The 24,773-nt window shown below is 72.5% G+C and carries 15 protein-coding genes; 8 read left to right on the top strand and 7 right to left on the bottom strand.

The window, feature by feature from the left end; translation table 11 throughout:
- Positions 1–154 precede the first annotated feature (154 nt).
- From ACFYX0_RS07565 to ACFYX0_RS07555, 3 genes are all read right to left on the bottom strand, one after another.
- Complete coding sequence (locus tag ACFYX0_RS07565; RefSeq protein WP_388967506.1) at positions 155–1,648, bottom strand: cellulose binding domain-containing protein; 1,494 nt, start codon at positions 1,646–1,648, stop codon at positions 155–157.
- Positions 1,649–1,873: 225 nt separating this feature from the next.
- Positions 1,874–3,205: a radical SAM protein gene (locus ACFYX0_RS07560; protein WP_388967503.1), complete on the bottom strand. Its 1,332-nt coding sequence runs from the start codon at positions 3,203–3,205 to the stop codon at positions 1,874–1,876.
- Positions 3,206–3,263: 58 nt separating this feature from the next.
- Positions 3,264–3,941, bottom strand: coding sequence for a pyridoxamine 5'-phosphate oxidase family protein (locus ACFYX0_RS07555; protein WP_388967500.1), 678 nt, complete (start codon positions 3,939–3,941; stop codon positions 3,264–3,266).
- 87 nt (positions 3,942–4,028) lie between these two features.
- Here ACFYX0_RS07555 and ACFYX0_RS07550 point away from each other — a divergent pair, with 87 nt between their 5' ends.
- The 3 genes from ACFYX0_RS07550 to ACFYX0_RS07540 all read left to right on the top strand — a co-directional run bounded on the left by ACFYX0_RS07550 (position 4,029) and on the right by ACFYX0_RS07540 (position 9,743).
- Positions 4,029–5,288 (top strand): D-arabinono-1,4-lactone oxidase, encoded by a 1,260-nt coding sequence (locus ACFYX0_RS07550; protein ID WP_388967497.1) that lies wholly within the window; start codon positions 4,029–4,031, stop codon positions 5,286–5,288.
- A 224-nt stretch (positions 5,289–5,512) separates the two neighbouring features.
- Positions 5,513–6,766: an ROK family transcriptional regulator gene (locus ACFYX0_RS07545; protein WP_388967494.1), complete on the top strand. Its 1,254-nt coding sequence runs from the start codon at positions 5,513–5,515 to the stop codon at positions 6,764–6,766.
- Between the two features lie 46 nt (positions 6,767–6,812).
- Positions 6,813–9,743 (top strand): glycoside hydrolase family 2 TIM barrel-domain containing protein, encoded by a 2,931-nt coding sequence (locus ACFYX0_RS07540; protein ID WP_388967491.1) that lies wholly within the window; start codon positions 6,813–6,815, stop codon positions 9,741–9,743.
- 38 nt (positions 9,744–9,781) lie between these two features.
- On the opposite strand, the gene ACFYX0_RS07535 is transcribed toward ACFYX0_RS07540, so the two are convergent.
- On the bottom strand, positions 9,782–11,014 hold the full coding sequence (locus ACFYX0_RS07535; RefSeq protein WP_388967488.1) for an MFS transporter: 1,233 nt from the start codon (positions 11,012–11,014) through the stop codon (positions 9,782–9,784).
- A gap of 224 nt (positions 11,015–11,238) precedes the next feature.
- On the opposite strand from ACFYX0_RS07535, the gene ACFYX0_RS07530 reads away from it, so the two are divergent.
- The 5 genes from ACFYX0_RS07530 to mmuM all read left to right on the top strand — a co-directional run bounded on the left by ACFYX0_RS07530 (position 11,239) and on the right by mmuM (position 21,046).
- On the top strand, positions 11,239–11,835 hold the full coding sequence (locus ACFYX0_RS07530; protein ID WP_388967485.1) for a TetR/AcrR family transcriptional regulator: 597 nt from the start codon (positions 11,239–11,241) through the stop codon (positions 11,833–11,835).
- Positions 11,828–12,607 carry an alpha/beta fold hydrolase gene (locus tag ACFYX0_RS07525; protein WP_388967482.1) on the top strand — a complete coding sequence of 260 codons (780 nt, stop codon included), beginning with the start codon at positions 11,828–11,830 and terminating at the stop codon, positions 12,605–12,607. The genes ACFYX0_RS07530 and ACFYX0_RS07525 overlap by 8 nt, the downstream gene beginning before the upstream one ends.
- Before the next feature lie 604 nt (positions 12,608–13,211).
- A complete protein-coding gene (locus tag ACFYX0_RS07520; RefSeq protein WP_388967479.1) occupies positions 13,212–17,495 on the top strand; it encodes a HAMP domain-containing protein in 4,284 nt (1,427 codons plus the stop codon).
- 181 nt (positions 17,496–17,676) lie between these two features.
- A complete protein-coding gene (locus ACFYX0_RS07515; RefSeq protein WP_388967578.1) occupies positions 17,677–20,052 on the top strand; it encodes a SpoIIE family protein phosphatase in 2,376 nt (791 codons plus the stop codon).
- 49 nt (positions 20,053–20,101) lie between these two features.
- A complete protein-coding gene (gene mmuM / locus ACFYX0_RS07510) occupies positions 20,102–21,046 on the top strand; it encodes a homocysteine S-methyltransferase (protein WP_388967476.1) in 945 nt (314 codons plus the stop codon).
- A 58-nt stretch (positions 21,047–21,104) separates the two neighbouring features.
- On the opposite strand, the gene ACFYX0_RS07505 is transcribed toward mmuM, so the two are convergent.
- The 3 genes from ACFYX0_RS07505 to ACFYX0_RS07495 all read right to left on the bottom strand — a co-directional run bounded on the left by ACFYX0_RS07505 (position 21,105) and on the right by ACFYX0_RS07495 (position 24,721).
- A complete protein-coding gene (locus tag ACFYX0_RS07505; RefSeq protein WP_388967468.1) occupies positions 21,105–22,724 on the bottom strand; it encodes a carboxylesterase/lipase family protein in 1,620 nt (539 codons plus the stop codon).
- Positions 22,725–22,875: 151 nt separating this feature from the next.
- Positions 22,876–23,532 (bottom strand): ThuA domain-containing protein, encoded by a 657-nt coding sequence (locus ACFYX0_RS07500; RefSeq protein ID WP_388967464.1) that lies wholly within the window; start codon positions 23,530–23,532, stop codon positions 22,876–22,878.
- A 28-nt stretch (positions 23,533–23,560) separates the two neighbouring features.
- Positions 23,561–24,721 carry a YihY/virulence factor BrkB family protein gene (locus tag ACFYX0_RS07495; protein ID WP_388967461.1) on the bottom strand — a complete coding sequence of 387 codons (1,161 nt, stop codon included), beginning with the start codon at positions 24,719–24,721 and terminating at the stop codon, positions 23,561–23,563.
- Positions 24,722–24,773 lie beyond the last annotated feature (52 nt).

Raw genomic sequence — 24,773 nt, 5'->3', positions numbered from 1 at the left:
GCCTGCCGTGTGTTCACAGCCGGGCCGTCACGAGGTTCTGCCATGACGTCGAGGCACCGGCGGGTCTCGGCGATGAGCCGTTCGGCGTCGTCGTCGAGGTTCTTGTTCCGGTGGCTCGCCACGATTCGCCGGGGGTCGTGGAACACGTCGGGGCTCAGCCGGTCGTCGAGCAGGTGGCGCCGTTCACCGTGAAGGTGCGGGGTTCGCCGTTGGTGCCGTGCCAGGTCGCGTTGAACCCCACGGCGAAGGTGCCGTTCGCGGCGACCTGCTTGTTGTAGTCGGCGGCGTGCGCGGTGACCTCGGAGCCGCTCTGGGTGTAGGTGCCGTCCCACATCTGGGTGATGTGCTGGCCGTCCCCGAAGGTCCAGTCGATGTGCCAGTCGTCGAGGGCCTTGGTCGAGGTGACCGTGACCGTGCCCTGGAAGCCCTCCGGCCACTCGTCGACGATGTCGTACTTCACTCGGCAGGTCGAGGGCGCGGGCGGGGTGGGGGCCGCCGACGCCTTGGTCGGGTCGGCCACCGGGCTCGTCGACTTCCCCTGGGGTTCGGTGTCGGAGTCACCGCTCTTGGGGGTGCTGCCCGAGTGGGCCGGGCGCGTGGTGTGGGACGCGCCGGTCGGGGTGCGGCCCGGGGTCGTGCCGAGGGCCGGCAGGGACGGCGTGGCCGCGATCGCGCCCTCCGCCGGGTCGCCGCTCGCGCTCACCCGCCCGCCGGAGTCGCCGAGTTGCATCAGCGAGACCGTCATGGCCAGCGCGGACACGATCACGGCCGCGGCCAGGATCCCGGACCGGCCGATCCGGGGCCGCGCCACGGCGCCCACCGAGATGCCCCGGTCGGTGCCCGCGTCCGTACGTCCTCCGCTCAGTCCCGCCTCCGCGGCCCGGCGCCGCCGTTCCAGATAGGCGAGTCCGCCCCAGCCGATGACTCCGCTCGCCAGCGCGGCGGGCGTGCCACCGCCGTGCAGCCGCAGGCAGGCCGCGGCCTCCGCGCACTCCACGCAGGTGGCGAGGTGCCGTGAGAGGTCTTCGGGCGTGTCGGCGCCCGGGGAGCGGGTGACCGCGTCGAGGAGCCGGGCATAGCTGCGGCAGTCCGTGCCCATCGGCGTGTCGAGATGGTTGCGCTGACAGCGGTCCCGGAACAGCGCCCGCACCTGGATGAGTTCCTGCGCGGCGGTCGCCGGGTCCAGGCCGAGCCGGCGGGCCACGTCCGGCAGAGGCAGCGCCTCCACCTCCACCAGCCACAGCAGCGTCGCGTCCGGCTCCTGAAGGTCCTTCAGCCCGCGCAGGGCCAGCGGTCGCGTCAGGGGCGGACCGGTGTACCGGGCGGCCTTCGGGGAGTTCAGCCACAGCCGCAGATCCGGGTCGAGCAGATGCCCTTTGCCCTCGTCCTCCCAGGCGGCGGCGGTGGTGCGGACCGCGGTGAGCAGCATCGGGATCCGGGGCAGCCGCGGGGTGCGGCGCCCGCTGGTCCGCTCCTGGGTCTGGGCCTCACGTGCCTCGTGGATGCCGCGGCTGAACGCCTCGGTGGCCAGTTGCCGGCCGGCCGACGATCCGGAGGTGCACAGATCGGCGTACGACAGGACCGCGTCCCAGCACTCGGAGAACAGCGCCGCCTCGGCGGCGTCCTGAGGGGTCGGCAGGTCAGGCATGGGGGGCTCCTGCATCAACTGCTTCCACAAGCAAAGCCAACGCACCTGGAATACAGGGGAGTTGGGGGCCGTCTCACGGCAGGCCCAGAGCCTTTCACGCTTCCCGCACAACTGACAAGCGGCGTATTCAAATACCGCGGAAGGGCTTGCTTCCGCCGAGGGGTACGCATAAGGGCCCCGGCACGACTCAGCGCGCCGGGGCCCGTGATGCGTTTGTTATGCGTGTTACGCGCGAGCGGCTTCCTCGGTCGTCTCCTGGGCCGGGAGGCTGTCCATGAAGGAGCTCACGGAGAACACCGCGCGGCCCGGGCCGGGCGGGCCGTAGCCGGGCGGGGAGGAGAGCCCGAAGTCGTCCATCGTGGCGCGGTAGGCCTCCAGCAGACGGATGTGGTACTCCAGCGGCGCGCCCTGCGGGTTGGCCTTGCCGAGCGGGGTCGTCGGCTCCGGGCACCAGGTGGTGAAGCGGGGCGTGATGCCGTGCGACATGAAGAAGCGCAGGCCCTCCGTGGTGGAGGCGATCGCCTCGTCGACGGTGGTGAAGCCGAAGGGTTCGGCCATCTCCACGCCCGCCACGAAGTTGGGGATCACGTTGCGCGCGCCGAACACATCGGCCGAGTCCAGGATCCGCCGGTGCCACTCGTCCCGGCCGACGTACCGCTCCTTGCCGGGGCAGTACAGCTCGAACAGGCGCCGGTCCCACACCTCGAAGTTGGGGTGGTAGATCTGCACGCCGTAGTCCTTGAAGCGCTGTACGTCGTCCTTCGGCAGCGCCTGGGCGACGACCTTGCCGATCCAGCGGCCCGGGAAGCGCTCCTCGATGGCCTTGGCGTAGTGCCCGTAGAAGTCGGCCTCGTCCCGGCCCGCGACCTTGGACGTGATCGCGCCGCCGGTGAGGGTGTAGGCGGTGGACGCCTTCTGGGTGTCGTACCGGTCGATGATCTCCAGCGCCTCGAGGACCTCCTCGACGTCCTTCACGCCGGTGTACGGGCGACCGGCTGCCTTGTGCTGGCGCCAGTTGTGGTTGATGTCGCAGTACTGGCACTCCTCCTTGGCGCCGAAGTACTGGCAGACGCGGAAGACGGTGAGGTAGATGAGATAGCCCCACTGGATGGTGGGGGCCACCTCCATCACGGACTTCCCGCTGGCGAGGGTGTGCCGGTAGTACTCGGGCATGGGCGGCACCCCGACGTCCGCGATCCGGCGTCCCTCGAGGTAGAGGCCGAGCAGCCCTTCCTCGTCCGCTGCCACCCGGTAGGGCGAGGACGGGTTGACGCGCACGGAGACGACGGTCCGGCGCAGGTCGTAGGGGCCGCCGGTGAGGATGATCTCCTCGGGCGGCCGGCGCAGCGCCGCCTCGCCCAGCTCGGGCAGGGTGCCGTGGTCGAAGGAGAAGATGAAGTACGACTTCGGCTTGACCTCGCCCTTCTCGTTGTCCGAGAGGGCGGACGCATCGAAGGCCACACCTCCGCGGAGCAGGTCCTCTTTGAAGACGGCTTCCCGCGGTACGTGCGGGAAGCGCTCCATCAGATCCTCGACCAGTGCGGTGCGGCTGCCCATCCCGTGTCTCCTCCCGGCTCAGGCGTTCGACTCCTCACGGTATGCCCCCGCCTGCGCGTCAGCCGTGCCGGGTCCCCTCGCGCCGCGCGATGTGTCCTGGTACGGCGATGTCCGGCGGCAGCCGCGGGTCCGGCACGGGCGCGCCCCACACCGAGGTCAGCGGCAGCCCACCGGCCCACAGTCCCAGCTCCGCGTCGGGCCCGTCGCCGTCGTCGGGGGCGCCGGTGCGGATCTTGACCGAGGCCTCTTCGAGGGACAGGGCGAGCAGGGCGGTGGCGGCCAGCTCCTTGCGGTTCGGCTGCCGGGCGTACGACCACTGCCCCGGGGTCGCGTGCTCGGTGAGCCGGCGCAGTCCCGCCAGCTTCTCCTCGGGGTCGGTGACGCGGCGGGGGACGCCGTGGATCACGGCGCTGCGGTAGTTCACCCCGTGCTCGAAGACGGACCGCGCGAGGACCAGCCCGTCGACGTGCGTGACGGTCACGCAGACGGGGGTGCCGCCGGTGAGACTGCGGCTGGCGACCGAGCCGTGCAGGTAGAGCTGCTGCTCGTCGCGCCCGTACACGGTGGGCACGACCAGCGGCCGGCCGTCGACGACCACGCCGAGGTGGCAGACGAACCCCGCGTCGAGGATCGCGTCGAGATCGGCCCGCCGGAGGCTGCCCTGGTCGCGCAGGCGGCGGTGCGTCGTCAGCTCGGTCTGCGGGAGGGTGGCGGAAAGCGGCGGAGGCTGCGTCATGACCAGCGAGGCTACCGATATAGGTTCGCCGGTGGATGCGTGGATGTGACGGCAGAGGTGGCACGTGCCACGGGGAGGGACGACGCGATGACCGAGAGCGTGACCAACTGGGCGGGCAACATCACTTACGCCGCCAAGGAACTGCACCGGCCGGGCTCGCTCGACGCGCTCAGGGCGCTGGTCGCCGCGCACCCGAAGGTCCGGGTCCTGGGCAGCGGGCACTCCTTCAACGAGATCGCCGAACCGGGCGCCGACGGTGTGCTGGTCTCGCTGTCCGCGCTGCCGACCGAGGTGGACGTGGACACCGCGGCCCGTACGGTACGGGTGGGCGGCGGCGTCCGGTACGCCGAACTGGCCCGGGTGGTGCACGAGCACGGGCTCGCCCTGCACAACATGGCGTCCCTGCCGCACATCTCGGTGGCGGGCTCGGTGGCGACCGGCACGCACGGCTCGGGAGTCGCCAACGGCTCGCTCGCGTCGGCCGTGCGTGAGGTGGAGCTGATCACGGCGGACGGGGCGACGCTGCGCATCGGGCGTGGGGACCGCCGCTTCGACGGCGCGGTGACCGCGCTCGGGGCGCTCGGCGTGGTCAGCGCGCTCACCCTGGACCTGGAGCCGGACTTCCGTGTCGAGCAGCATGTGTTCACCGAACTGCCGCTGGAGGGGCTGGACTTCGAGACCGTGGCGGCGACGGCGTACAGTGTGAGCCTGTTCACCGACTGGCGCGAGCCCGGATTCCGGCAGGTGTGGCTGAAGCGGCGCACCGACCAGCCGCTGCCGGACTTCCCCTGGGCCCGTCCGGCCACGGTGGCGATGCACCCGGTGCCCGGCATGCCCGCGGTCAACTGCACCCGGCAGTTCGGCGTCCCGGGGCCCTGGCACGAGCGGCTTCCGCACTTCCGGGCGGACTTCGTGCCGAGCAGCGGCGCCGAGTTGCAGTCGGAGTATCTGCTGCCGCGCCCGTACGCGCTGGAGGCGCTGCACGCCCTGGACGCGATCCGTACGACGGTGGCGCCCGTGCTGCAGACCTGTGAGGTGCGCACGATCGCCGCCGACGCCCAGTGGCTGAGCCCCGCGTACGGGAGGGACTCGGTGGCGCTGCACTTCACCTGGGTCGAGGACACGGCGGCCGTGCTGCCGGTGGTGCGGCGGCTGGAGGAGGCGCTCGACGCGTTCGAGGCCCGCCCGCACTGGGGCAAGGTGTTCACCGTACCCGCGCACACGCTCCACGCGCGCTACCCGCGACTCACCGACTTCGCGGCGCTCGCGGCCGAGCTGGATCCGTCGGGGAAGTTCCGCAACGCGTTCGTGGGGGACGTCCTGGAGCCCGCGGAGACGACGTCCTGAACGCGGCCGCCGCTGCTCCTCGCTCCGGTCCAGGTTCTCCGCGTGACTGAGCCTTCCTACCGGGCTGTGGCCCCGGGAAGATGACGCGACTTCGTAAGACCCTTTTCTAACCCCATTTCCTGATCCCTTGTGGAAATCCGTCGGCGGTCATAGGCTCGCGCCGCGCCGAGGTCCGGGCGGAGGCGCAGGAAGCCAGGGGAAGTGATGAAGCGGGGGGACGTCGGATGAAGCCGGGCACGTCGCGCGACATTCGTACCGCGAACCGGTACGAGGTGCTGCGCCAGATCATCGCCCACTCGCCGACGTCCCGGCCGGAGCTGGCGGCCGCGACCGGGCTCAGTCTGCCCACGGTCGCCACGCTCGTCGGTGAACTGCTCGACCTCGGGATGCTGACCGAGGTCGGTTTCGAGGAGTCGGCGGGCGGGCGGCCGCGCGGTCTGGTCGCGGTCAACGCTTCGGGGGGCGCCCTGATCGGCGTCGACCTGGCGGAGACCTATGTCCGCGTCGAGCTGTTCGACCTGGCGCTGAACGTACTGGCCCGCGCCGACGAGGAAATGGCACCCGGCCGGACCCGCCCCGACCAGGTCGTCGCCCAAGTGGCGGCGGCCGTGGACTCCGTGGTCGCGCGGGCCGGCGTGGAGGGCTCCCGGGTGCTGGGGACCGGCATCAGCGTGCCCGGCCAGGTCGACCGCGACCGGGGCGTGGCCGAGTACGCCGCGAACTGGGGCTGGCACGATGTGCCGCTGCTCGACCTGCTCGCGGAGCACATCACCCATCCCCTGTACCTGGACAACCCGCTGCGTGCCAGCGTGGTCGCCGAGCTGTGGTTCGGCGCGGCCCGTGGGCGCGAGGACGCCGTGGTCGTCAACCTGGGCACGGGCGTCGGAGCCGGGCTGGCGCTGGGCGGCCGACTGCACCGGGGGGTCAGCAACAGCGCGGGCGAATGGGGCCATACGACGCTGGTGCTGGACGGGCGGCCGTGCCACTGCGGCGACCGGGGCTGCGTGGAGGCCTACGTCGGGGCGCCCGGCATCATGCGGAACCTGCGGGAACTGAGCCCGGACAGCCCCCTGTTGCACCCCGAAGACCAGACCGCCACGATCGACGCCCTCGCCCGCGCGGCCACCGACGGGGACCCCGTCGCGCTCGACGTCGTCCGCGCCACCGCCCGTCACCTGGGTCCCGCGATCGCCGATCTGGTCAATCTGCTCAACCCCGAGGTGGTGGTGCTCAGCAGCTGGGTCGCGGCGGCGCTCGGCGAACCACTGCTGACCGAGGTGCGCGCGGCCGTCGAACCGCACGCGCTCAGGCGGCCGTTCACCGCCACCGAGATCGTCCTGTCCCCGATCCCCACCGACCCGGTGTGCCTCGGCGCCGCGACCTTCGCCCTCGAAGGCGCGCTCCAGCCGGCCGGCCCCGGCCGGAGAACCGGCTCCGGACCCGGCCCGCGCACCGCTCCCGCGAGAAGCCGCACCTGATCCTGCCGTCGCCGTCTCGATCCCGCACCGCTGAGCTAGGAGAACGATGACCTTCCGCACCTCCCCCGAGCTCTCGTCCTCTCCCTCCTCGACCTCGTCTTCCTACGCAACCTCCTCAGCCTCCACCGCCGTCGACTACGTCGAGGACGTCTCCCCCGGCAGCGGCAGCCTGCCACCGCGCGCCTGGTACGCGTCCTCGGACGCGGCCTCCCTCTCCCTGAACGGCAGTTGGCGCTTCCGGCTGGCGCCCACGGCGGACGCCCACGACGACTCGTTCGCCGAGCCCGGATACGACGCCGGCGACTGGGCTCAGGTCGCCGTGCCCGGCCACTGGGTGCTCCAGGGCGACGGCGCCTTCGGGTCCCCCATCTACACCAACCACCTCTACCCCTTCCCGGTCGACCCGCCCCGCGTCCCGACCGAGAACCCCACCGGCGACCATCTGCGCCTGTTCGACCTGCCGGACGACTGGCCGTCGGACGGCGGGACGGTGCTGCGCTTCGACGGCGTGGAGTCCTGCGCCCGGGTGTGGCTGAACGGCACCGACATCGGCGAGTTCAAGGGCTCCCGGCTGCCCCACGAGTTCGCCGTCGGGCATCTGCTCCGGCCGCGCGGCAATGTGCTCGCGGTCCGGGTCCACCAGTGGTCCGCGGGTTCGTACTTGGAGGACCAGGACCAGTGGTGGCTGCCGGGCATCTTCCGGGACGTCACGCTGCTGCACCGCCCCGTGGGCGCCGTCCTCGACTTCTTCGTGCACTCCTCGTACGACCATCTGTCCGGCGAGGGCACGCTGAAGGTCAACTCGGACGTGGACGGCCGGGTCACCGTGCCCGCGCTCGGTGTCGATGTCGCCACCGGCGAGTCGGTGACCGTCCCCGTGGAGCCGTGGTCCGCGGAGGACCCCAAGCTCTACGACGGTGTGCTGACCACCGAGGGCGAGCGGGTGCCGCTGCGGATCGGCTTCCGCACGGTCGCGCTCCAGGACGGTCTGATCAAGGTCAACGGCAGGCCGGTGCTCTTCAAGGGCGTCAACCGGCACGAGTGGCACCCCGAGATGGGCCGCGCGCTCGATCCGGAGACCATGCGCCAGGACGTGCTGCTGATGAAGCGGCACAACATCAACGCCGTCCGCACCTCGCACTACCCGCCGCATCCCGCCTTCCTGGACCTGTGCGACGAGTTCGGCCTCTGGGTGATCGACGAGTGCGACCTGGAGACCCACGGCTTCACCGAGCAGGCCTGGCGCGACAACCCGGTCGACGACGACCGCTGGACCCCGGCGCTCCTCGACCGCGCCGCCCGTATGGTCGAACGCGACAAGAACCACCCGTCGGTCGTCATCTGGTCCCTGGGCAACGAGGCCGGCACCGGGCGCGGGCTGACGGCGATGGCCGAGTGGATCCACGGCCGGGACGGCTCCCGGCTCGTGCACTACGAGGGTGACCAGACCTGTCGTGACACGGACATGTACTCGCGGATGTACGCCTTCCACGGGGAGGTGGAGAGGATCGGCCGGGGACTGGACGGCGGCGGTCTCAAGCGGCGCGAACTCCCCTTCATCCTCTGCGAGTACGGGCACGCCATGGGCAACGGGCCCGGCGGGATCGCCGACTACCAGCGGCTCTTCGAGACGTACGACCGGCTCCAGGGCGGCTTCATCTGGGAGTGGATCGACCACGGCATCAAGGACGGCCGCTACGGCTTCGCCTACGGCGGCGACTTCGGTGAGGAACTGCACGACGGGAACTTCGTCTGTGACGGGCTGCTGTTCCCGGACCGCAGGCCCTCGCCGGGCCTGATCGAGTTCAAGAAGGTCGTCGAGCCGGTCCGGATCGAGGGTGAGGGCCGCAGCGGCACCGTGCGGATCCGCAACGGGCACGACGCCGTCGACCTCTCGGCCCTCGCCTTCGAATGGTCCTTCCAGACGGACGGCGAGACGGTCGCGTCGGGCGCGCTGTCGGTGCCGGTGCTCGCGCCGGGCGAGTCGGCGCATGTGAAGCTGCCGGAGCCGCCCGATGTGCGGGGAGCCGAGAGCCACTGGACGGTGCGGGCGGTGCTGGCCTCCGACACCGGGTGGGCGCCGCAGGGGCACGAGGTGGCGTGGGGTCAGTTCCCCGTGGCCCGGCGGCCGTCGGTGCGGGTCGTCCCGGACCGCGCCCCCGTCGTCGCCGACGGCCGGATCACGCTCGGCCCGGCCGTCTTCGACACCCGCACCGGTGCGCCGATGAGCATCGGCGAGGTGGACCTGACCGGTCTGCGCGTGGATGTGTGGCGGGCCCCCACCGACAACGACGACGGCGCCTCATGGCAGGGCGACCCCCGCTACGGTCTGCTGTGGCGGAAGCTCGGTCTGCACCGGATGCGGCACCGGCTGGACGCCGTGGAGCCGGGAGACGACGCGCTGACCGTGCGGACGCGGGTGGCGCCCGCCGCCCGGGAGGTCGGCCTCGTCACGGTGTACCGCTGGACGTCCGACGGGGAGCGGCTGAGGCTGACCGTGTCCGTCGCGCCCGAGGGCGACTGGACGGTGCCGCTGCCCCGGCTCGGCATCCGGTTCGGGCTGCCGGGCTCGGTGGACCGCGTGCGGTGGTACGGCGGCGGCCCCGGCGAGGCGTACCCGGACACGAGGTCGGCCTCCCGGATCGGCCGCTGGGAGTCCACGGTCGACGAACTCCAGACGCCGTACGTCAAACCGCAGGAGAACGGCGCCCGGGCCGATGTCCGCTGGGCCGAGATCGGCGGTCTCAGGATCGAGGGCGACCCGGAGTTCTGGTTCAGCGCGCGGCGCTGGACGAACGAGGAGCTGGACGCGGCCGGGCACCTCACCGACCTCACGCCCGGCGACAGGGTGTGGGTGAACCTCGACCACGGCCAGCACGGCATCGGCTCCCAGTCGTGCGGCCCGGGTCCGCTGCCGCAGTACTTCCTGCGAGTCGAGCCCACGGAGTTCTCCTTCGTGTTCTCACCGGCCGGCTGACGGTACGGGGACGCCGTCCGGCGGACCGCCCGGCCCCGTCAGGCGGCCTCCCCGGCGGCCTCCGGGCGGCGTACCCGTACCGGTGTGAACACGGCGAGGACGGCGATGCCCACACAGCAGGCGCCGGCCGCCGCTCCCACCGCCGCGGTGCCCTGGTGCTGCGCGGCCCAGGTGAGGACGGCCGCGCCGACGGGTGCGGCCGCGTAGTGGATCGTCCAGAACGTGGAGGTGACCCTGCCCAGCAGATGCTGGGGGGTCACCTCCTGGCGCAGGGACATGGAGCAGGTTCCGGAGGTGGCGCCGGCCCCGAAGAAGGCCGCGGTCAGCAGGGCTACGGCCGGTACGGCGCGCGCCCAGCCGACAGCGCCGAGCGCCAGACCGCAGACGGCGACCCCGCCGATCCAGGTCGGCCCGAAGCCGAGCCTGTGGCGCACCCGCGCCACCAGCAGGGACCCGGCGATCGTGCCGAGCGCGCCGATCGCGAGCACGGTGCCGACCGCGCCGTCGTTCTGGCCGAGGTCGTGCTTGAGGTGGTAGATGATCAGGTCGTTCAGGCCCAGTTGAAGAAAGCTGAACAGGGACAGCAGCACGGTCAGGGTGCGCAGCACGGGGTGGTGCCACAGAAAGGACGCCCCGGTGAGCAGGTCCCGTCGCAGCCGCTGCCGGGACGCCGCCGGATCGGGCGGGGCGGCCTGCCCGAAACGCACGAAGACCAGGCAGAGCGCCGACACGCCGAAGCTCGCCGCGTCCACCGCCACGGCGGCGACCGGGCCCGCCCAGGCCGCCACGACGCCCGCGCCCACCGGGCCGACCACGCCGGCCGCCGCCGCCGTCGCGTTCAGCCGCCCGTTGGCCGCGGTGATCCGCTCACCGCCGACCAGTTGGCGTACGACGGTGACGTACGCGACGGCGAACACCATGCCGACGGCCTCGGCCAGGGGCAGCACGGCGTACAGCAGCCAGACCCGGGGCCCGGTGAGCCATACGAGCGGGATCAGCGCGTACAGCGCCATGCGGACGAGGTCGCAGGCGACCAGCAGCTTTCTGCGGTCCAGCCGGTCGACCACCACTCCGGCGAAGACCCCGGTCAGCACCGCTGCGACCCCGCCGGCCGCGGTCAGCAGCCCCATCCGGGCGACGGACCCGGTGGCCTCCAGCACCAGCAGCGGCAGCGCGATCAGGGCGAAGGCGTCACCGAGGACCGAGAGCGTCTGCGCGGCCCAGAAGATCCCGAAGTCCCTGCTCCCCCGCTGCGGTCGCGTCCGTCCCACCGGCCAGGTCCCCCGCCCTCTGTGTCGCCGCGCCTGCCGCCCGACACCACCGGGCGGACGGACCGTCCATGGGTATCACCGGAGGGCGGTCCGGCCAACCGAATTACGGTCGGCGCGGCCGAACTTGAGCCCACATCAGCTTGTATGCGTACCTCGGCCGCCGCGGGGCACATGCCCTAGGTGCGCTAGGCTCTGACCTAGGACCCCTAGGTCAGGAGCGGACCATGGCCCGTGCCGGGCTCACCGTCGAGCGGATCGTCGCGGCGGCCGCCGAACTCGCGGACGAGGTCGGCTTCGACAAGCTCACCCTGTCGGCCGTGGCACGGCACTTCGGGGTGAAGGACGCGAGCCTGTACTCGCATGTCAGAAGCCTGGGTGAGCTGCGGACCCGACTCGCGCTGCGGGCGGGCGAGGAGATGATCGACGGCATCGCGGCGGCCGTCGCCGGGCGCGCGGGCAAGGACGCGCTGGCCGCCTTCGCGGGCGCCTACCGGGAGTACGTACTCGCCCACCCGGGGCGGTACGCGGCCACCCAGATCCGGATCGACGACTCACTGCGCTCACTCGTCGCCGAGTCCGGCGCCCTGCGCCGCACCGCCGAGATCACCTACGGCATGCTCCGCGCCTACGGCCTCGAGGAACCCGATCTCACCGACGCCGTCCGCCTGTTGCGCAGCACCTTCCACGGCTACTGCGCCCTGGAGGCCGCCGGCGGCTTCAACGACCCGAGGGACGTACAGGCGTCCTGGGACAAGGCCGTCGAGGCCCTGCACGCGGCGTTGACGCACTGGCCTCGCCAGAAGGAGAAGACCGATGACTGACCTCTGCTACGACATCCGGGGCGCCGGACCCGTGCTGCTGGTCGTCCCCGGCGGCGCGGGGCATCCCATGGGGCTCGACCCGCTGACGGCCGAGCTCGCCGAGCACTGCACCGTGGTGACGTACGACCCCCTCGGGCTGGCCCACGGCCGGCTCGGCCTGCCCGTCGCGGAGCAGCGGGTGGAGGCGTGGAGCGAGGGCGCGCGCCGTGTGCTCGACGAGGTGCTGCCGGACGGCGAGTCGGCGTACGTCCTCGGCTTCAGTTCGGGCGGTATCGCCGTGCTCGATCTGCTCGCCCGCCATCCGGAGCGGCTGCGGCACGTCATCGCGCACGAGCCGCCGGTGGTGCGGGTCCTGCCGGACGCCGAGCGGCAGTCGGCGATGTTCGCGGAGGTGTACGACACCTATCGCGCCGCCGGTCTCCCGGCGGCCGGAGCCCGCCTCGCCGCCGGTCTGGCGGGCACGCCCGCCGCGCCGTCGGGGGACGGGCGGCCGCCGTCCCCCGAAGAGGAGTTGAGCAGCCCCATGGCCCTCTTCCTGACACGCGTCCTGACCCGGTTCACCGCGTACGCGCCGGACCTGGACGCCTTGAGGCCGGCCCCGCTGACCCTGGCGGCGGGGGTGGACTCGCGTGGCGGGCTGCTGCACCGGACCGCCTCCGTGGCGGCCGAGCTGACCGGGGGGCGCCTCGCCGAGTTCCCGGGCGGGCATCTGGGGGCGGCCGAGCATCCCCGGGAGTTCGCGGCGAACGTGCTGGACGCGCTGCGTCGCTGACGGGGCGGGACCTGGGGCGCCCCGGTTCCGGTCGGGACGCCCCAGGGGCTCAGCGGGCGGGGCGCACGGCCGGCGCGCTCACCCCGCGCGTCAGGGTCTCACGGTCAAGGTGAACGACCCTCCGGTATCAAATCCTGCGCCACCAGCGCGTCCCGCACCAGACCCACGTACCCCGTCACCCGGTGCCTCTCCCGTGGGGAACAGGAATGCGGTGCGTTCGAGATCCCGTACCACATCTCTTGTTCCGAACATCGAAACGGTAGGTGTACGTCACCGGGAGGTCAACGGGTGGGCAGGAGCTGGACAGAAACCGCTTGCACAGACGTAGGGACGCCGGGCCGTCAGGGCGTGCGACCGGCCCTGTCGAGCGCCCCTCCCCTGCACCGGTATGCCCCCTTCAGGCCGCTCCGATGCGGTGAGCCGGATCTTTGCGAGAGACTTTGGTTGTCACACGACAACTGAGTTAACCTGCGACGGATTTTCTCATCTGGCAGATTCTGTGAACTACCGAAGCGCGGGGGCGGAAACGGGTCCGTTCGCGGGCCCGGGCGCGGTTCCGAGTCCCCGGCGCGGGGGCTCCTGGGGAGCGGAACGAGGGTGCGGCATGACGAGCAGGACGACCGGGACCGTGCAACGGACTCCGGGTGACCAGGAGCTGCGGCAGCTGCTGGCCGGGCTGACCGCCGTGCGCGACGGCGACTTCGGCACACGGCTGCCGACCGACGGAGAGGGCCTGCTCGGCGACATCGCCACCGTCTTCAACGGGATGGTGGACCAGTTGTCCGTGTTCACCTCCGAGGTGACGCGAGTGGCGCGCGAGGTGGGCACCGAGGGCACGCTCGGCGGTCAGGCGGAGGTGCCCGGCGTCTCCGGCACCTGGGCCGATCTGACCGACTCCGTCAACGCCATGGCCGGCAATCTGACCACCCAGGTGCGGGACATCGCGCAGGTGGCGACGGCAGTGGCCAAGGGAGATCTGTCGCAGAAGATCGACGTGCCCGCGCGCGGCGAGATCCTCCAGCTGAAGGAGACCGTCAACACGATGGTCGACCAGCTGTCCGCCTTCGCCGACGAGGTCACCCGCGTCGCCCGCGAGGTGGGCAGCGAGGGGCGGCTCGGCGGGCAGGCCCAGGTGCCCGGCGTCGGCGGTGTCTGGCGCGACCTGACCGACTCCGTCAACTTCATGGCGGGCAACCTCACCGCCCAGGTCCGCAACGTCGCCCAGGTGACGACCGCCGTCGCCGAGGGCGACCTCTCCCAGAAGATCACCGTCGACGCCCGCGGCGAGATCCTCGAACTCAAGAACACCATCAACACGATGGTCGACCAGCTCTCCGCCTTCGCCGACGAGGTCACCCGCGTCGCCCGCGAAGTGGGCACCGAGGGGCGGCTCGGCGGACAGGCCGACGTCAAGGGCGTCAAGGGCACCTGGCGCGACCTGACCGACTCCGTCAACTTCATGGCGGGCAACCTCACCGACCAGGTCCGCAACGTCGCCCAGGTGGCCACCGCGGTCGCCCAGGGCGACCTGTCCCAGACGATTACCGTCGACGCCCGCGGCGAGATCCTCGAACTCAAGAACACCATCAACACGATGGTCGACCAGCTCTCCGCCTTCGCCGACGAGGTCACCCGCGTCGCCCGCGAGGTCGGCACCGAGGGCAACCTCGGCGGGCAGGCCATCGTCCGGGGCGTGTCGGGGACCTGGAAGGACCTGACGGACAACGTCAACGTGATGGCGTCCAACCTGACCGGTCAGGTCCGCTCGATCGCCCAGGTCGCCACCGCCGTGGCACGCGGCGATCTGTCGCAGAAGATCACGGTCGAGGCGAAGGGCGAGGTCGCGGCCCTCGCGGACGTCATCAACACGATGGTCGACACGCTGTCCGCGTTCGCCGACGAGGTCACCCGCGTGGCCCGCGAGGTGGGTACCGAGGGCCGGCTCGGCGGACAGGCGCACGTGCCCAACGTCGCGGGCACCTGGAAGGACCTCACCGACAACGTCAACTCGATGGCCAACAACCTCACCGGCCAGGTGCGCAACATCGCGCTGGTGACGACCGCGGTGGCCAACGGCGATCTGTCGAAGAAGATCGACGTGGACGCCCGGGGCGAGATCCTTGAGCTCAAGACCACCATCAACACGATGGTGGACCAGCTGTCGTCGTTCGCCGCCGAGGTCACCCGGGTGGCGCGCGAGGTCGGCAGCGAGGGGCGGCTCGGCGGGCAGGCCGAGGTCGAGGGCGTCGAGGGCACCTGGAAGCGGCTGACCGAGAACGTCAACGAGCTGGCCGGGAACCTGACCCGGCAGGTCCGCGCGATCGCCGAGGTCGCGAGCGCCGTCGCGGAGGGCGATCTGACCCGCTCGATCACCGTGGAGGCCTCCGGCGAGGTCGCCGAGCTGAAGGACAACATCAACTCCATGGTGGAGTCCCTGCGCGAGACCACGCGGGCCAACCAGGAGCAGGACTGGCTCAAGACCAACCTCGCCCGCATCTCCGGGCTGATGCAGGGCCACCGGGAGCTGCCGGTCGTCGCCGAGCTGATCATGGACGAGCTCTCGCCCCTGGTGTCCGCCCAGTACGGCGCCTTCTACCTCGCGGAGGACACCGAACGCGGGCCCGAACTACGGCTGGTGGGCTCCTACGGCTACCCCGACGACAAGGACCGCCCCACCCGTATCCCCGTCGGCCGCTCCCTGGTCGGCCAGGCCGCCCGCAACCACCGCGGCATCAGCGTGGAGGAGCTTCCGCCGGGATACGTGACCATCTCCTCGGGGCTCGGCCAGGTCGTGCCGAGCGCCCTGGTGGTCCTGCCCATCGTGGTCGAGGACCAGGTGCTCGGTGTGATCGAGCTGGCCTCGGTCACCCGCTTCACCCAGATCCACCAGGACTTCCTGGGCCAGTTGATGCCGACCATCGGCGTCAACCTCAACACCATCGTCGCCAACGCCCGCACCGACGAACTGCTGGACGAGTCCCAGCGGCTGACCGCCGAACTCCAGGCCCGCTCCGAGGAGTTGCAGGTCCAGCAGGACGAACTGCAGCGCTCCAACGCCGAGCTGGAGGAGAAGGCGTCCCTGCTGGCCTCGCAGAACCGCGACATCGAGGCCAAGAACCTCCAGATCGAACAGGCCCGGCAGGAGCTGGAGACCCGCGCCCAGGAACTGGCGCTGGCCTCCAAGTACAAGTCGGAGTTCCTGGCGAACATGAGCCATGAGCTGCGCACCCCGCTGAACAGCCTGCTCATCCTGGCCCAGTTGCTCGCGCAGAACCCCTCGCGCAACCTCACCCCGAAGCAGGTGGAGTACGCGGGCATCATCCACTCCGCGGGCTCCGATCTGCTCCAGCTGATCAACGACATCCTCGATCTGTCGAAGGTCGAGGCGGGCAAGATGGACGTCAGCCCGGAGCGGGTCTCGCTACGGCAGCTGCTGGAGTACGTCGAGGCCACGTTCCGTCCGATGACGACGCAGAAGAGCCTGGACTTCACGGTCACCACGGCTCCGGGCGCCCCCGCCGACCTGCTCACCGACGACTCCCGGCTGCGTCAGATCCTGCGCAACCTGCTGTCGAACGCCGTCAAGTTCACCGAGCAGGGAAGCGTCGAGCTGCGGATCGAACCGGCCGCCGACAAGGAGGTCCCCGCGGGGGTCGTCCGCGGCGGGACCGTTGTGGCCTTCCGGGTGAAGGACACCGGCATCGGCATCCCCCAGCAGCAACTGGAGACGATCTTCGGGGCGTTCCAGCAGGCGGACGGCACGACGAGCCGCAAGTACGGCGGCACCGGCCTCGGTCTGTCGATCACCCGGGAGATCGCCCATCTGCTCGGCGGTGCCGTCACGGTCGACAGCACGCCGGGGCAGGGCAGCACCTTCACGCTGTATCTGCCGGTGGCACGCGCCGACTTCGAGGAGCTGATGGACGGCGCCGGCCGGGCGTCGGAGCAGACCGGTCTCTTGGTGCCCGCCGAGGTGCCGCCCGCGCCGGGGCCGGACTCCTCCGTCCCCCTGGCGGTGCCGGGGCAGCGCAGGCGCCGGCTGCTGGTCGTCGAGGAGCGTCCGCGCGGTCTGCTGACCCTGGTCGCGGAGAGCGCGGTGGCGGACATCGCGCACGATCACGACAGCGGCGACACACGCGGAGTGATCGACATCATCACCGCCATCGGCGCGCAGGAGGCGGCGAGTGCGCTGGCCGCCGAGCCGTGCCACTGCGTCGTCCTCGAACTCGGCATGCCGGGCGAGGAGGCGTCGCGCTTCCTGGAGGCCCTGCGGGGCGACTCCGCGCTGGCGAGCGTCCCCGTGCTCGTGCACAGCGGCCACCGGGTGGACCTGTCCCAGGAGCATGCCCTGCAGTCCCGCTCGGGCGGCCGGACGCTGGACTTCCTGTCCAGCCTGGACGAGCTGCGCGAGCACATCACCCTGCACCTGTCCGCCGAGGAACCGGGGGACGTGCTGTCCCTGGTCCGCGCCGAGGAGCCGCAGCACACCGCCGCGCAGCCCGTGGACGACGCGTTCCTCGGCCGTACGGTGCTCGTGGTCGACGACGACGCGCGCAACCTCTTCGCGCTGAGCGGGATCCTGGAGCTGCACGGCTTCCGGGTGCTGCACGCGGAGAACGGCCGCAAGGGCATCGAGACGCTGCTCGCCCATCCCGACATCACGTTGGTCCTGATGGACGTGATGATGCCGGAGATGGACGGGTACGCCGCCACGGCCGAGATCCGCACGATGCCGCGGTACGCGGAGCTGCCCATCATCGCCGTCACCGCGAAGGCGATGCCGGGCGACCAGGAGAAGAGCCTCGCGGCCGGGGCGAACGACTACGTCACCAAGCCCGTCGACACAGGCGACCTCATCGCCCGCGTCCGGCGCTGGCTGCCCGTCTGACCGGGGCGCCCGCCGTGCGCACCAGCCGACCGGGCGCCTGCCGGCGCCCTCCGTGTGGCGTCCCCGGACGTCCCAGCCGAGGAACAGGCCAACCGTGAGCAACCCCCAACAGCCCCCCGAGCGGCCCGCCCCGAGCCCGGCCGGGACCCCGCAGGCCGGCGACGGCCGGATCGAGGCCGGGATGTCCGGTGACCTCGCCCAGGCCTCCGTCTCGCGGGTCGGGCGGCTGGCGGCCACCGTCGAGCGGCTGCGGCGCGAGGTGCTGGCCGCGCATGCCCAGGCCGACGGGCGGGCCCTGATCGAACTCGCCAAGGGCATCCTCGTCGAGCGGCTGGGCTGCGGCCCCGCACAGGCGGCCCGGCAGCTCACCGAGCTGACCGAGCAAGCGGGCGCGACCCCGCTGGAGTTCGCGGTCGAGGTCATCAACCAGGCCTCCCGCGACCGGCTCTCGGAGGTCACCTCCGCCTTCCTCGCCGCGACGACGGGCCCGGACGGCCAGGAGCAGGGCGCCACCACTCCGGGCGCGTCATCGGCCGTACGGCTGCGGGCCGCCGAGAGCGGGGCGCTGGCCGCCGACGACACCCAGGCCGTGGCCGACTCCCTGCTGGAGCACGCCCTGACCCCGCTCGGCGCGACGGCCGTGGCCATCTGGGCCGTGGGCTCGGACGGCTCCCTCACGCTGGCGGGCAGCTCCGGGTTCTCGGCGGCGGAGGCGGGCCGCTGGCGGTATGTGCCCCCGGGCGTGGCAACGGTGGCGCGTCGCGGTCTCGCCGAGCGTGCGGGGCAGTGGATCGTGTCCCTGTCCGCGACCGGTCTGCCCTCCGTCGGCCAGAACCACCACCCGGACGGCGGGAGGGTGGCCCTGCCCGCCGGTACCGGCGGACGCATCCACGGAGTGCTGGAGATCGCCTGGCCCGTCCCGCTGGAACCGCAGCCGCCGCAGATCGTCCGTCAGATCGAGGCCCTGGCCGAGCTGTGCGCGCACACCCTGGAGAGCGGTGCGCGGCGGCACTCCGACGGGGACGCGGGACCCCGCGTGCTGCCGGACGCGGCGGAGCTGATGGACCTGGCGGACGGGCTGCACGACCCGGCTCTGGTGCTGGTGCCGCATCTCGGCCCCGACGGGGACCTCGTCGACTTCCGCATCCAGCACGTCAACAGCCGCTTCCTGGACCCCGCCGGCCGGCCGCGGGGCGTCGTGAGCGGTGCCCTGCTGCTGGAGGCGTACCCGATGGCCGCCGGGCGGAGCGAACTGTTCGACCGGATAGAGCGTGTCTACGCCACGGGCGAGCCCTTCCGCACCCACCGTATGCGGCTCACCGCGCTGGTGGGCGACGTCCCGCTGGCGGCGGTCGCCGACATCAGCATCAGCCGGCACGCCAACAGTGTGCTGCTGATCTGGCGCATCGAGGACGAGGCGGCCCGTCTGGCGAGCCTGCTCCAGCACGCCCAGCGCCTCGGCCGCATCGGCGGCTTCGAGGAGAACCTGCTCACCGGCGAGATCACCTGGAACGGACAGCTCTTCGCCCTCTACGGCAAGCCCGCGTCGAGCCTGCCGGTGCCGCTGGAGGACCTGCCCGCGCACGCCCACCCCGACGACGCCGTCGCCATCGGCAGGTTTCTGCGCACCCTGCTGCACGGCCGACGGCCGGCCTCCACGGCCTTCCGGCTGCAGCGCCCCGACGGGGTGACACGGCACATCCGGGTGGTGGCCGAACCGGTCCTCGACTCCGACGGGCGGTTGTTCGTCGTACGGGGCGCCTATCAGGACATCTCCGCTCAGCACTGGACGGAGATGGCGCTCGCCGTGACCCGCGACCAGCTCGCGCACACCGAGCAGCAGGCGAGTGAACGCAACCGGCTCACCCTGCAGCTGCAGCACGCCATCATGCCCCCGGCGCAGGCCCCGTTGGAGGCGGACGGCCTCCAGGTGGCGGTGCGCTACCGGCCCGCGGAGACCGAACAACTGGTGGGCGGCGACTGGTACGACGCATTCGTCCTGCCGTCCCGGCTGGTGCTGCTGTGCGTGGGCGACGTCGCCGGGCACGGCATCGAGGCGGCCACGAGCATGGTCGTCCTGCGCAACGCGCTGCGCGGGCTCGCCGTGACGGGCGCCGGGCCGGGCCAGTTGCTGGCCTGGCTCAACATGGTGGCCCACCATCTGACCGGCGCCGTCACCGCCACGGCTGTCTGCGCCCTGTACGACCCCGGCCGGCACACCCTGCGCTGGGCCCGGGCGGGCCATCTGCCGCCCGTGCTGGTGCGCGGCGGCGAGACGGCGGCACTGCCCCTGGTCAGGGGCATGCTGCTCGGGGCCGTACCGGAGGCGGTGTACGAGGAGCACGAGGTCCAACTGGCCGTCGACGACAGACTGTTGCTGTACACGGACGGTCTGATCGAGCGCCGGGACCGTTCCGTGGAGGAGTCCCTCGCCCAGTTGCTGACCGCCGCGCGGACCGTGCCCCCGACGCTGGACCAGCAGCTGGACCGGCTGCTGACCTACAGCCGGTCGGACACCGACGACGACACCTGCATCGTGGGCATCCGGGTCGTCTGAGGCAGGCCGCGCCTGTCCCGGGGCGGACGTATTCGACTAGCGTCGGGTCATGGCCAGCGACACCACCCCCACCCTCGCCGAGGCGCTCGCCGCCGGGACGGTCGTCCTGGACGGCGGCATGTCGAACCAGCTCGCGTCGGCCGGGCACGACCTGAGCGACGCGCTGTGGTCGGCGCGGCTGCTGGCGGAGCGGCCCGAGGCCGTCACCGAGGCGCACCTCGCGTACTTCGAGGCGGGCGCGGACGTGGCGATCACCGCGAGCTACCAGGCGACCTTCGAGGGCTTCGCCCGGCGCGGCCTCGGTCACGACCGCGCGGCCGGGCTGATCGCCCTGAGCGTCGGCCTCGCCCGCGAGGCGGCGCGACGGGCGCGCGCGAAGGGCGTCACCCGGCCGCTGTGGGTGGCGGCGTCCGTCGGTCCGTACGGGGCGATGCTCGCGGACGGCTCCGAGTACCGGGGCCGCTACGGCCTCACCGTCGCCGAGCTGGCGGACTTCCACCGTCCGCGCCTGGAGGTGCTGGCCGCGGCCCGGCCCGACGTGCTGGCCCTGGAGACGGTGCCCGACGCGGAGGAGGCCGAGGCGCTGCTGCGGGCGGTGCGCGGGCTGGGCGTTCCCGCCTGGCTGTCGTACACCGTCTCCGGCGACCGTACACGCGCCGGGCAGCCGCTCCAGGAGGCGTTCGCCCTGGCCGCCGACGCGGACGAGGTGATCGCGGTGGGCGTGAACTGCTGCGCGCCCGAGGACGTCGAGGCCGCGGTGGAGACGGCCGCACGGGTGACCGGCAAGCCGGTGGTGGTCTACCCGAACAGCGGTGAGACATGGGACGCCGAGGCCCGCGCCTGGGACGGCCGCAGCACGTTCAGCGCCAGGGAGGTCACGCGCTGGCGTACGGCCGGGGCCCGGCTGATCGGCGGTTGCTGCCGGGTGGGCCCGGAGGCGATCACGTCGATCGCGGACACGCTGGGGGCGGGTGCGGACCCGGCGTCGGACTGAGCCTCGCCGTGTCCGCGTGTCCGCTCGCTGTCGTCGGTGGCGCCCGCGTAGGTCCGGTCTACCCCCGCGGGGCGGCCCCCGGTCGGCGCAGACGCCGTACGGCCGACAGCGGGGTCACTCCCTTGAGGAGCGAGCCGCTCGCCACGCCCGGTGCGGCGGGCACCGGCTCCGGGCGCGTGGCCGCCGCCTCCCACAGCGCCATCTCCGGGTCCCGGAGGCCAGGGACCACGGGCTCCCCGTCCCCGCCGAAGACACGCACGGGATGGGTGGCGTCCCAGGCCGGCCAGCCCGGGGCGCCGTCCGTCGCGAAGCGCACCCACGCCGTGTGCATCTCGTGGGCGAGATCCCGGGGCGCGCCGGGGCCGGCCAGTTTCGCGGACTCCGGCACCTCCGCGCTGTCGAACACGAAGCCGAGCTCCAGGGCGTGACAGGCGCCGAGACCGGGCACCCGGGAGCGCCAGGCGAACTCGTAGACATGGCAGGGCGCGCGGTCGCCGCCCGTGCGGGAGCCGGCCAGCCGGTGCAGCGGACACCGGAGCAGATGGTCGGTGACCATCTGGCCCACCAGGTCGGAGGCCGGGGCGTCCGGGTGGGCCGTGCGGTAGCCGCGGGGCACCTCGGGGCCGCAGCGGCAGCGGGCCATCGCCCCGGCCAGCGCCACCGCGCCCAGCCGGTCGATGCGTTCGGCCAGGCCGGTGGGCACGAGCCACAGCCGGTACTCCTCACTGGTCCAGCCGAGGAGCAGGGGTACGTCCCCGGCGGCGCCGTCGAGCAGCGCCTCCAGGGGGTCACGCGGCACCAGGTCGCCGTCGACGACGATCCCGAAGGCGGGCCCGCCGAGGATCGGGCCGGCCCGGCGGCCCACCTCCGCCTGTGCCTCGGCCAGCAGCCCGCGGTCCACCTCGGCGAACGCGGCCGCGGTGGCCGGCACCTTCAGCCGGGCCGCCATGCGCCGCACCAGGCGCCGCACCTTGTCCCGTTCCGTCGACTCGGGCGGCCCGCTCTGCAGCGCGGCCCGCTGGAACAGTCCCCGGGCGTGCGGACTCGCCAGCAGCGCGCCGATGCTGATGGCGCCCGCGGACTCGCCGAAGACGGTCACCCGGCCCGGATCCCCGCCGAACGCGGCGATCGCGTCGTGCACCCACTCCAGCGCGGCGAGCTGGTCGCGCAGTCCCGGGTTGGGCGGGGCGTCCGGGAAGAGGCCGTACCCCTCCACTCCGAGGCGGTAGTTGAAGGAGACGAGGACGACCCCGTCGCGGGCGAAGGCGCTGCCGTCGTAGACGGGCACGGCGGAGGAGCCGCGGGTCAGGGCGCCGCCGTGGATCCACACCATGACCGGGAGCCGGGCTCCCGGGTCCGGTGCCGGTGTCCACACATTGAGGTTGAGGCAGTCGTCGCCCGCGACCACCGGGTCGGCCAGATAGCGGGCGAACGCCGGTGAGTACGGCGGCTTCGGGGGCGTCGGCCCGAACGCGCCCGCGTCCCGCACACCGTCCCAGGGCTCGGGCGCCACGGGTGGGCGGAAGCGGCGCGGGCCGAAGGGCGGGGCGGCGAAGGGGATGCCCCGGAAGACGGCGATCCCGTGCTCGTACCGTCCGCGTACGGCGCCGTAGGGGGTGCGGACCACGGGGTCCGCCGTGTGCACCGGGTTCGCTGTCGCCTCGTCCGCACGCTCCATCCGGTCCCTCCTCATCGCCTGGGGGCCGCCCGGCCACCCGACCTGCCGGGACGTGCCCGCCCGTCTGCGGGACCGCCCGATCGCCCGGGCGCGGCCCGCCTCGTCGCATCTCATCTCTTCCCCGTCCGGCCCCCTTGCACAGCACGCCGGGCTACCGCACCCGGGCCACCCAACGGATGCCGCCGAGCAGATGGGCCCGGAAGAGCGGGTCCGCGTACGCCTCGGGGGCGTGGCCGAGCGCCGTGTAGAAGACCCGTCCCGCGCCCTGTTCGCGGCACCACACCAGCGGATGGTCGTCGCCCATCCCGCCGCCTTCGTACGAGGACTCGTCCGCGGCGACGAGGACACGCGCCGAACCGCGGGGGCTGGAGCGGAAGTCGTACCACTCGTCCGTGAACTCCCAGACGGCGGGCAGATGCGCGGTCGCCGGATGAGCACGGTCCTCGATCAGCGCCTTGCCCGGCTGGTACTCCGGGTGCCGCGCGAACCGGGCGCCGAGCAGTTCGCCGTAGTACGGCCAGTCCTCCTCGGTGCAGGCGGCGGCGTGGACGCCGGCGAAGCCGGCGCCGCCCTCCACGTGGGCGGCCAGCCGGGCGCGCCCCTCGGCGGTGAGGACCTCGCCGCTGGTGGACAGGAAGACCACCGCCGCGTACCCGTCGAGGGACGCCTCCAAGAGGGCGGGGTCCTCGCCCGCGTCGACGTCGAAGCCGTGCGCGGCGCCGAGGGCGCGTACGGCGGCGACGGCGTCCGGGATGGAGTCGTGGCGGTAGCCGGTGGTGCGGGTGTACACGAGAACGCGGAAGGACACGGCCCGAGCCTAGGACGGACCTCGGTTCCTAATCCCCCGCGGTGTCGTCCTTCTTCCCGGGCTGGGGGGCCGCGCTGCGCGCATGCGTGCGCAGGCGTGCGGTCACGTCCTCGTGGGGCAGGAAGCGGGACCAGCGCTCCGGGAACTCGGAGGGCATGTCCGGGTCGTCGGGGTCGTCGGGGTCGGTGGCGCGCGCCGCGGTGGCGCGGGCCACGTACTCGGCGGCCTGCTCCGCCCGCAGCCGCTCGTTCGCCTCGCGGGCCGCGGCCGTGGCCGCGGCGGGCCACACCCGGTCGATGGCCGCGTTGACGGCGGCACCGACCAGCACGGCGAAGGCGGACACCCCGATCCACAGCAGCACGGCCACGGGCGCGGCGAGCGAGCCGTAGATCGTCGGCCCCTCGATCGTGTGGGTGAGGTAGATGCGCAGCAGGAAGCTTCCCAGCACCCACATCGCGAGGGCCACCAGGGCGCCGGGCACGTCCTCCACCCATGCGGAACGCACCGGCACGGACACGTGGTAGAGGGTCGTCAGGAAGACGATCGACAGGACGATGACCACCGGCCAGTACAGGATCTGCACCACCGTCGTGGACCACGGCACGACGTTCACCACGGCGTCCGGACCGGCGACCATCAGCGGCAGTGCCACCGAGCCGATCAGCAGCGCCACGATGAACAGGAAGAACGACAGCAGCCGGGTCTTCACGATCCCCCGGGCGCCGTCGAGCCCGTACATCACCGTGATCGTCTCGATGAAGACGTTCACCGCCCGGGACCCCGACCACAGGGCGAACAGGAAACCGATGGAGATGACGTCGGGCCGGCCGCCCTTCATCACGTCGTGCAGGATCGGCTGGGCGATCTCCGTGACGCCCTTGTCGGACAGGACCGTGCGGGACGCCTCCAGGATGTTGTGCTCCAGGCTCTGGATGGTGTCGGCGCCGGTCCAGGCGTCCACGTAGCCGAGCAGCCCGATCAGGCTGAGCAGCAGCGGCGGCACGGACAGCAGCGTGAAGAACGCCGCCTCGGCCGCGAGTCCGAGGATGCGGTACTCCATGCACGAGTTGACCGTGTCCTTCAGCAGCAGCCAGGCGGTCCTGCGCTTGGAGACGTTCCGGTACAGGGCGCGCGCCCGGTGGAGGCGGCCCGACGGCCGCTTGGGGGGTTCACTTGCTGCTGACTGCACGCCCTAACGGTATCCGTCGCCCGGGCCTGCCCTCATCCCCCGCCCGGGCCGC

Source organism: Streptomyces sp. NPDC002573, assembly GCF_042889625.1.
GTDB classification, from domain to species: Bacteria; Actinomycetota; Actinomycetes; order Streptomycetales; family Streptomycetaceae; genus Streptomyces; species Streptomyces gibsoniae.
Note: the sequence above shows the minus strand (reverse complement) of the source record. Positions and strands in the feature narration are given on the sequence as shown.

What these genes read in the sequence shown, in the direction of transcription:
- ACFYX0_RS07565 (WP_388967506.1), bottom strand. Translation starts at nt 1,648, where the DNA reads ATGCCTGACCTGCCGACCCCTCAGGACGCCGCCGAGGCGGCGCTGTTC.
- ACFYX0_RS07560 (WP_388967503.1), bottom strand. Translation starts at nt 3,205, where the DNA reads ATGGGCAGCCGCACCGCACTGGTCGAGGATCTGATGGAGCGCTTCCCG.
- ACFYX0_RS07555 (WP_388967500.1), bottom strand. Translation starts at nt 3,941, where the DNA reads ATGACGCAGCCTCCGCCGCTTTCCGCCACCCTCCCGCAGACCGAGCTG.
- ACFYX0_RS07550 (WP_388967497.1), top strand. Translation starts at nt 4,029, where the DNA reads ATGACCGAGAGCGTGACCAACTGGGCGGGCAACATCACTTACGCCGCC.
- ACFYX0_RS07545 (WP_388967494.1), top strand. Translation starts at nt 5,513, where the DNA reads ATGAAGCCGGGCACGTCGCGCGACATTCGTACCGCGAACCGGTACGAG.
- ACFYX0_RS07540 (WP_388967491.1), top strand. Translation starts at nt 6,813, where the DNA reads ATGACCTTCCGCACCTCCCCCGAGCTCTCGTCCTCTCCCTCCTCGACC.
- ACFYX0_RS07530 (WP_388967485.1), top strand. Translation starts at nt 11,239, where the DNA reads ATGGCCCGTGCCGGGCTCACCGTCGAGCGGATCGTCGCGGCGGCCGCC.
- ACFYX0_RS07525 (WP_388967482.1), top strand. Translation starts at nt 11,828, where the DNA reads ATGACTGACCTCTGCTACGACATCCGGGGCGCCGGACCCGTGCTGCTG.
- ACFYX0_RS07520 (WP_388967479.1), top strand. Translation starts at nt 13,212, where the DNA reads ATGACGAGCAGGACGACCGGGACCGTGCAACGGACTCCGGGTGACCAG.
- ACFYX0_RS07515 (WP_388967578.1), top strand. Translation starts at nt 17,677, where the DNA reads ATGTCCGGTGACCTCGCCCAGGCCTCCGTCTCGCGGGTCGGGCGGCTG.
- mmuM (WP_388967476.1), top strand. Translation starts at nt 20,102, where the DNA reads ATGGCCAGCGACACCACCCCCACCCTCGCCGAGGCGCTCGCCGCCGGG.
- ACFYX0_RS07505 (WP_388967468.1), bottom strand. Translation starts at nt 22,724, where the DNA reads ATGGAGCGTGCGGACGAGGCGACAGCGAACCCGGTGCACACGGCGGAC.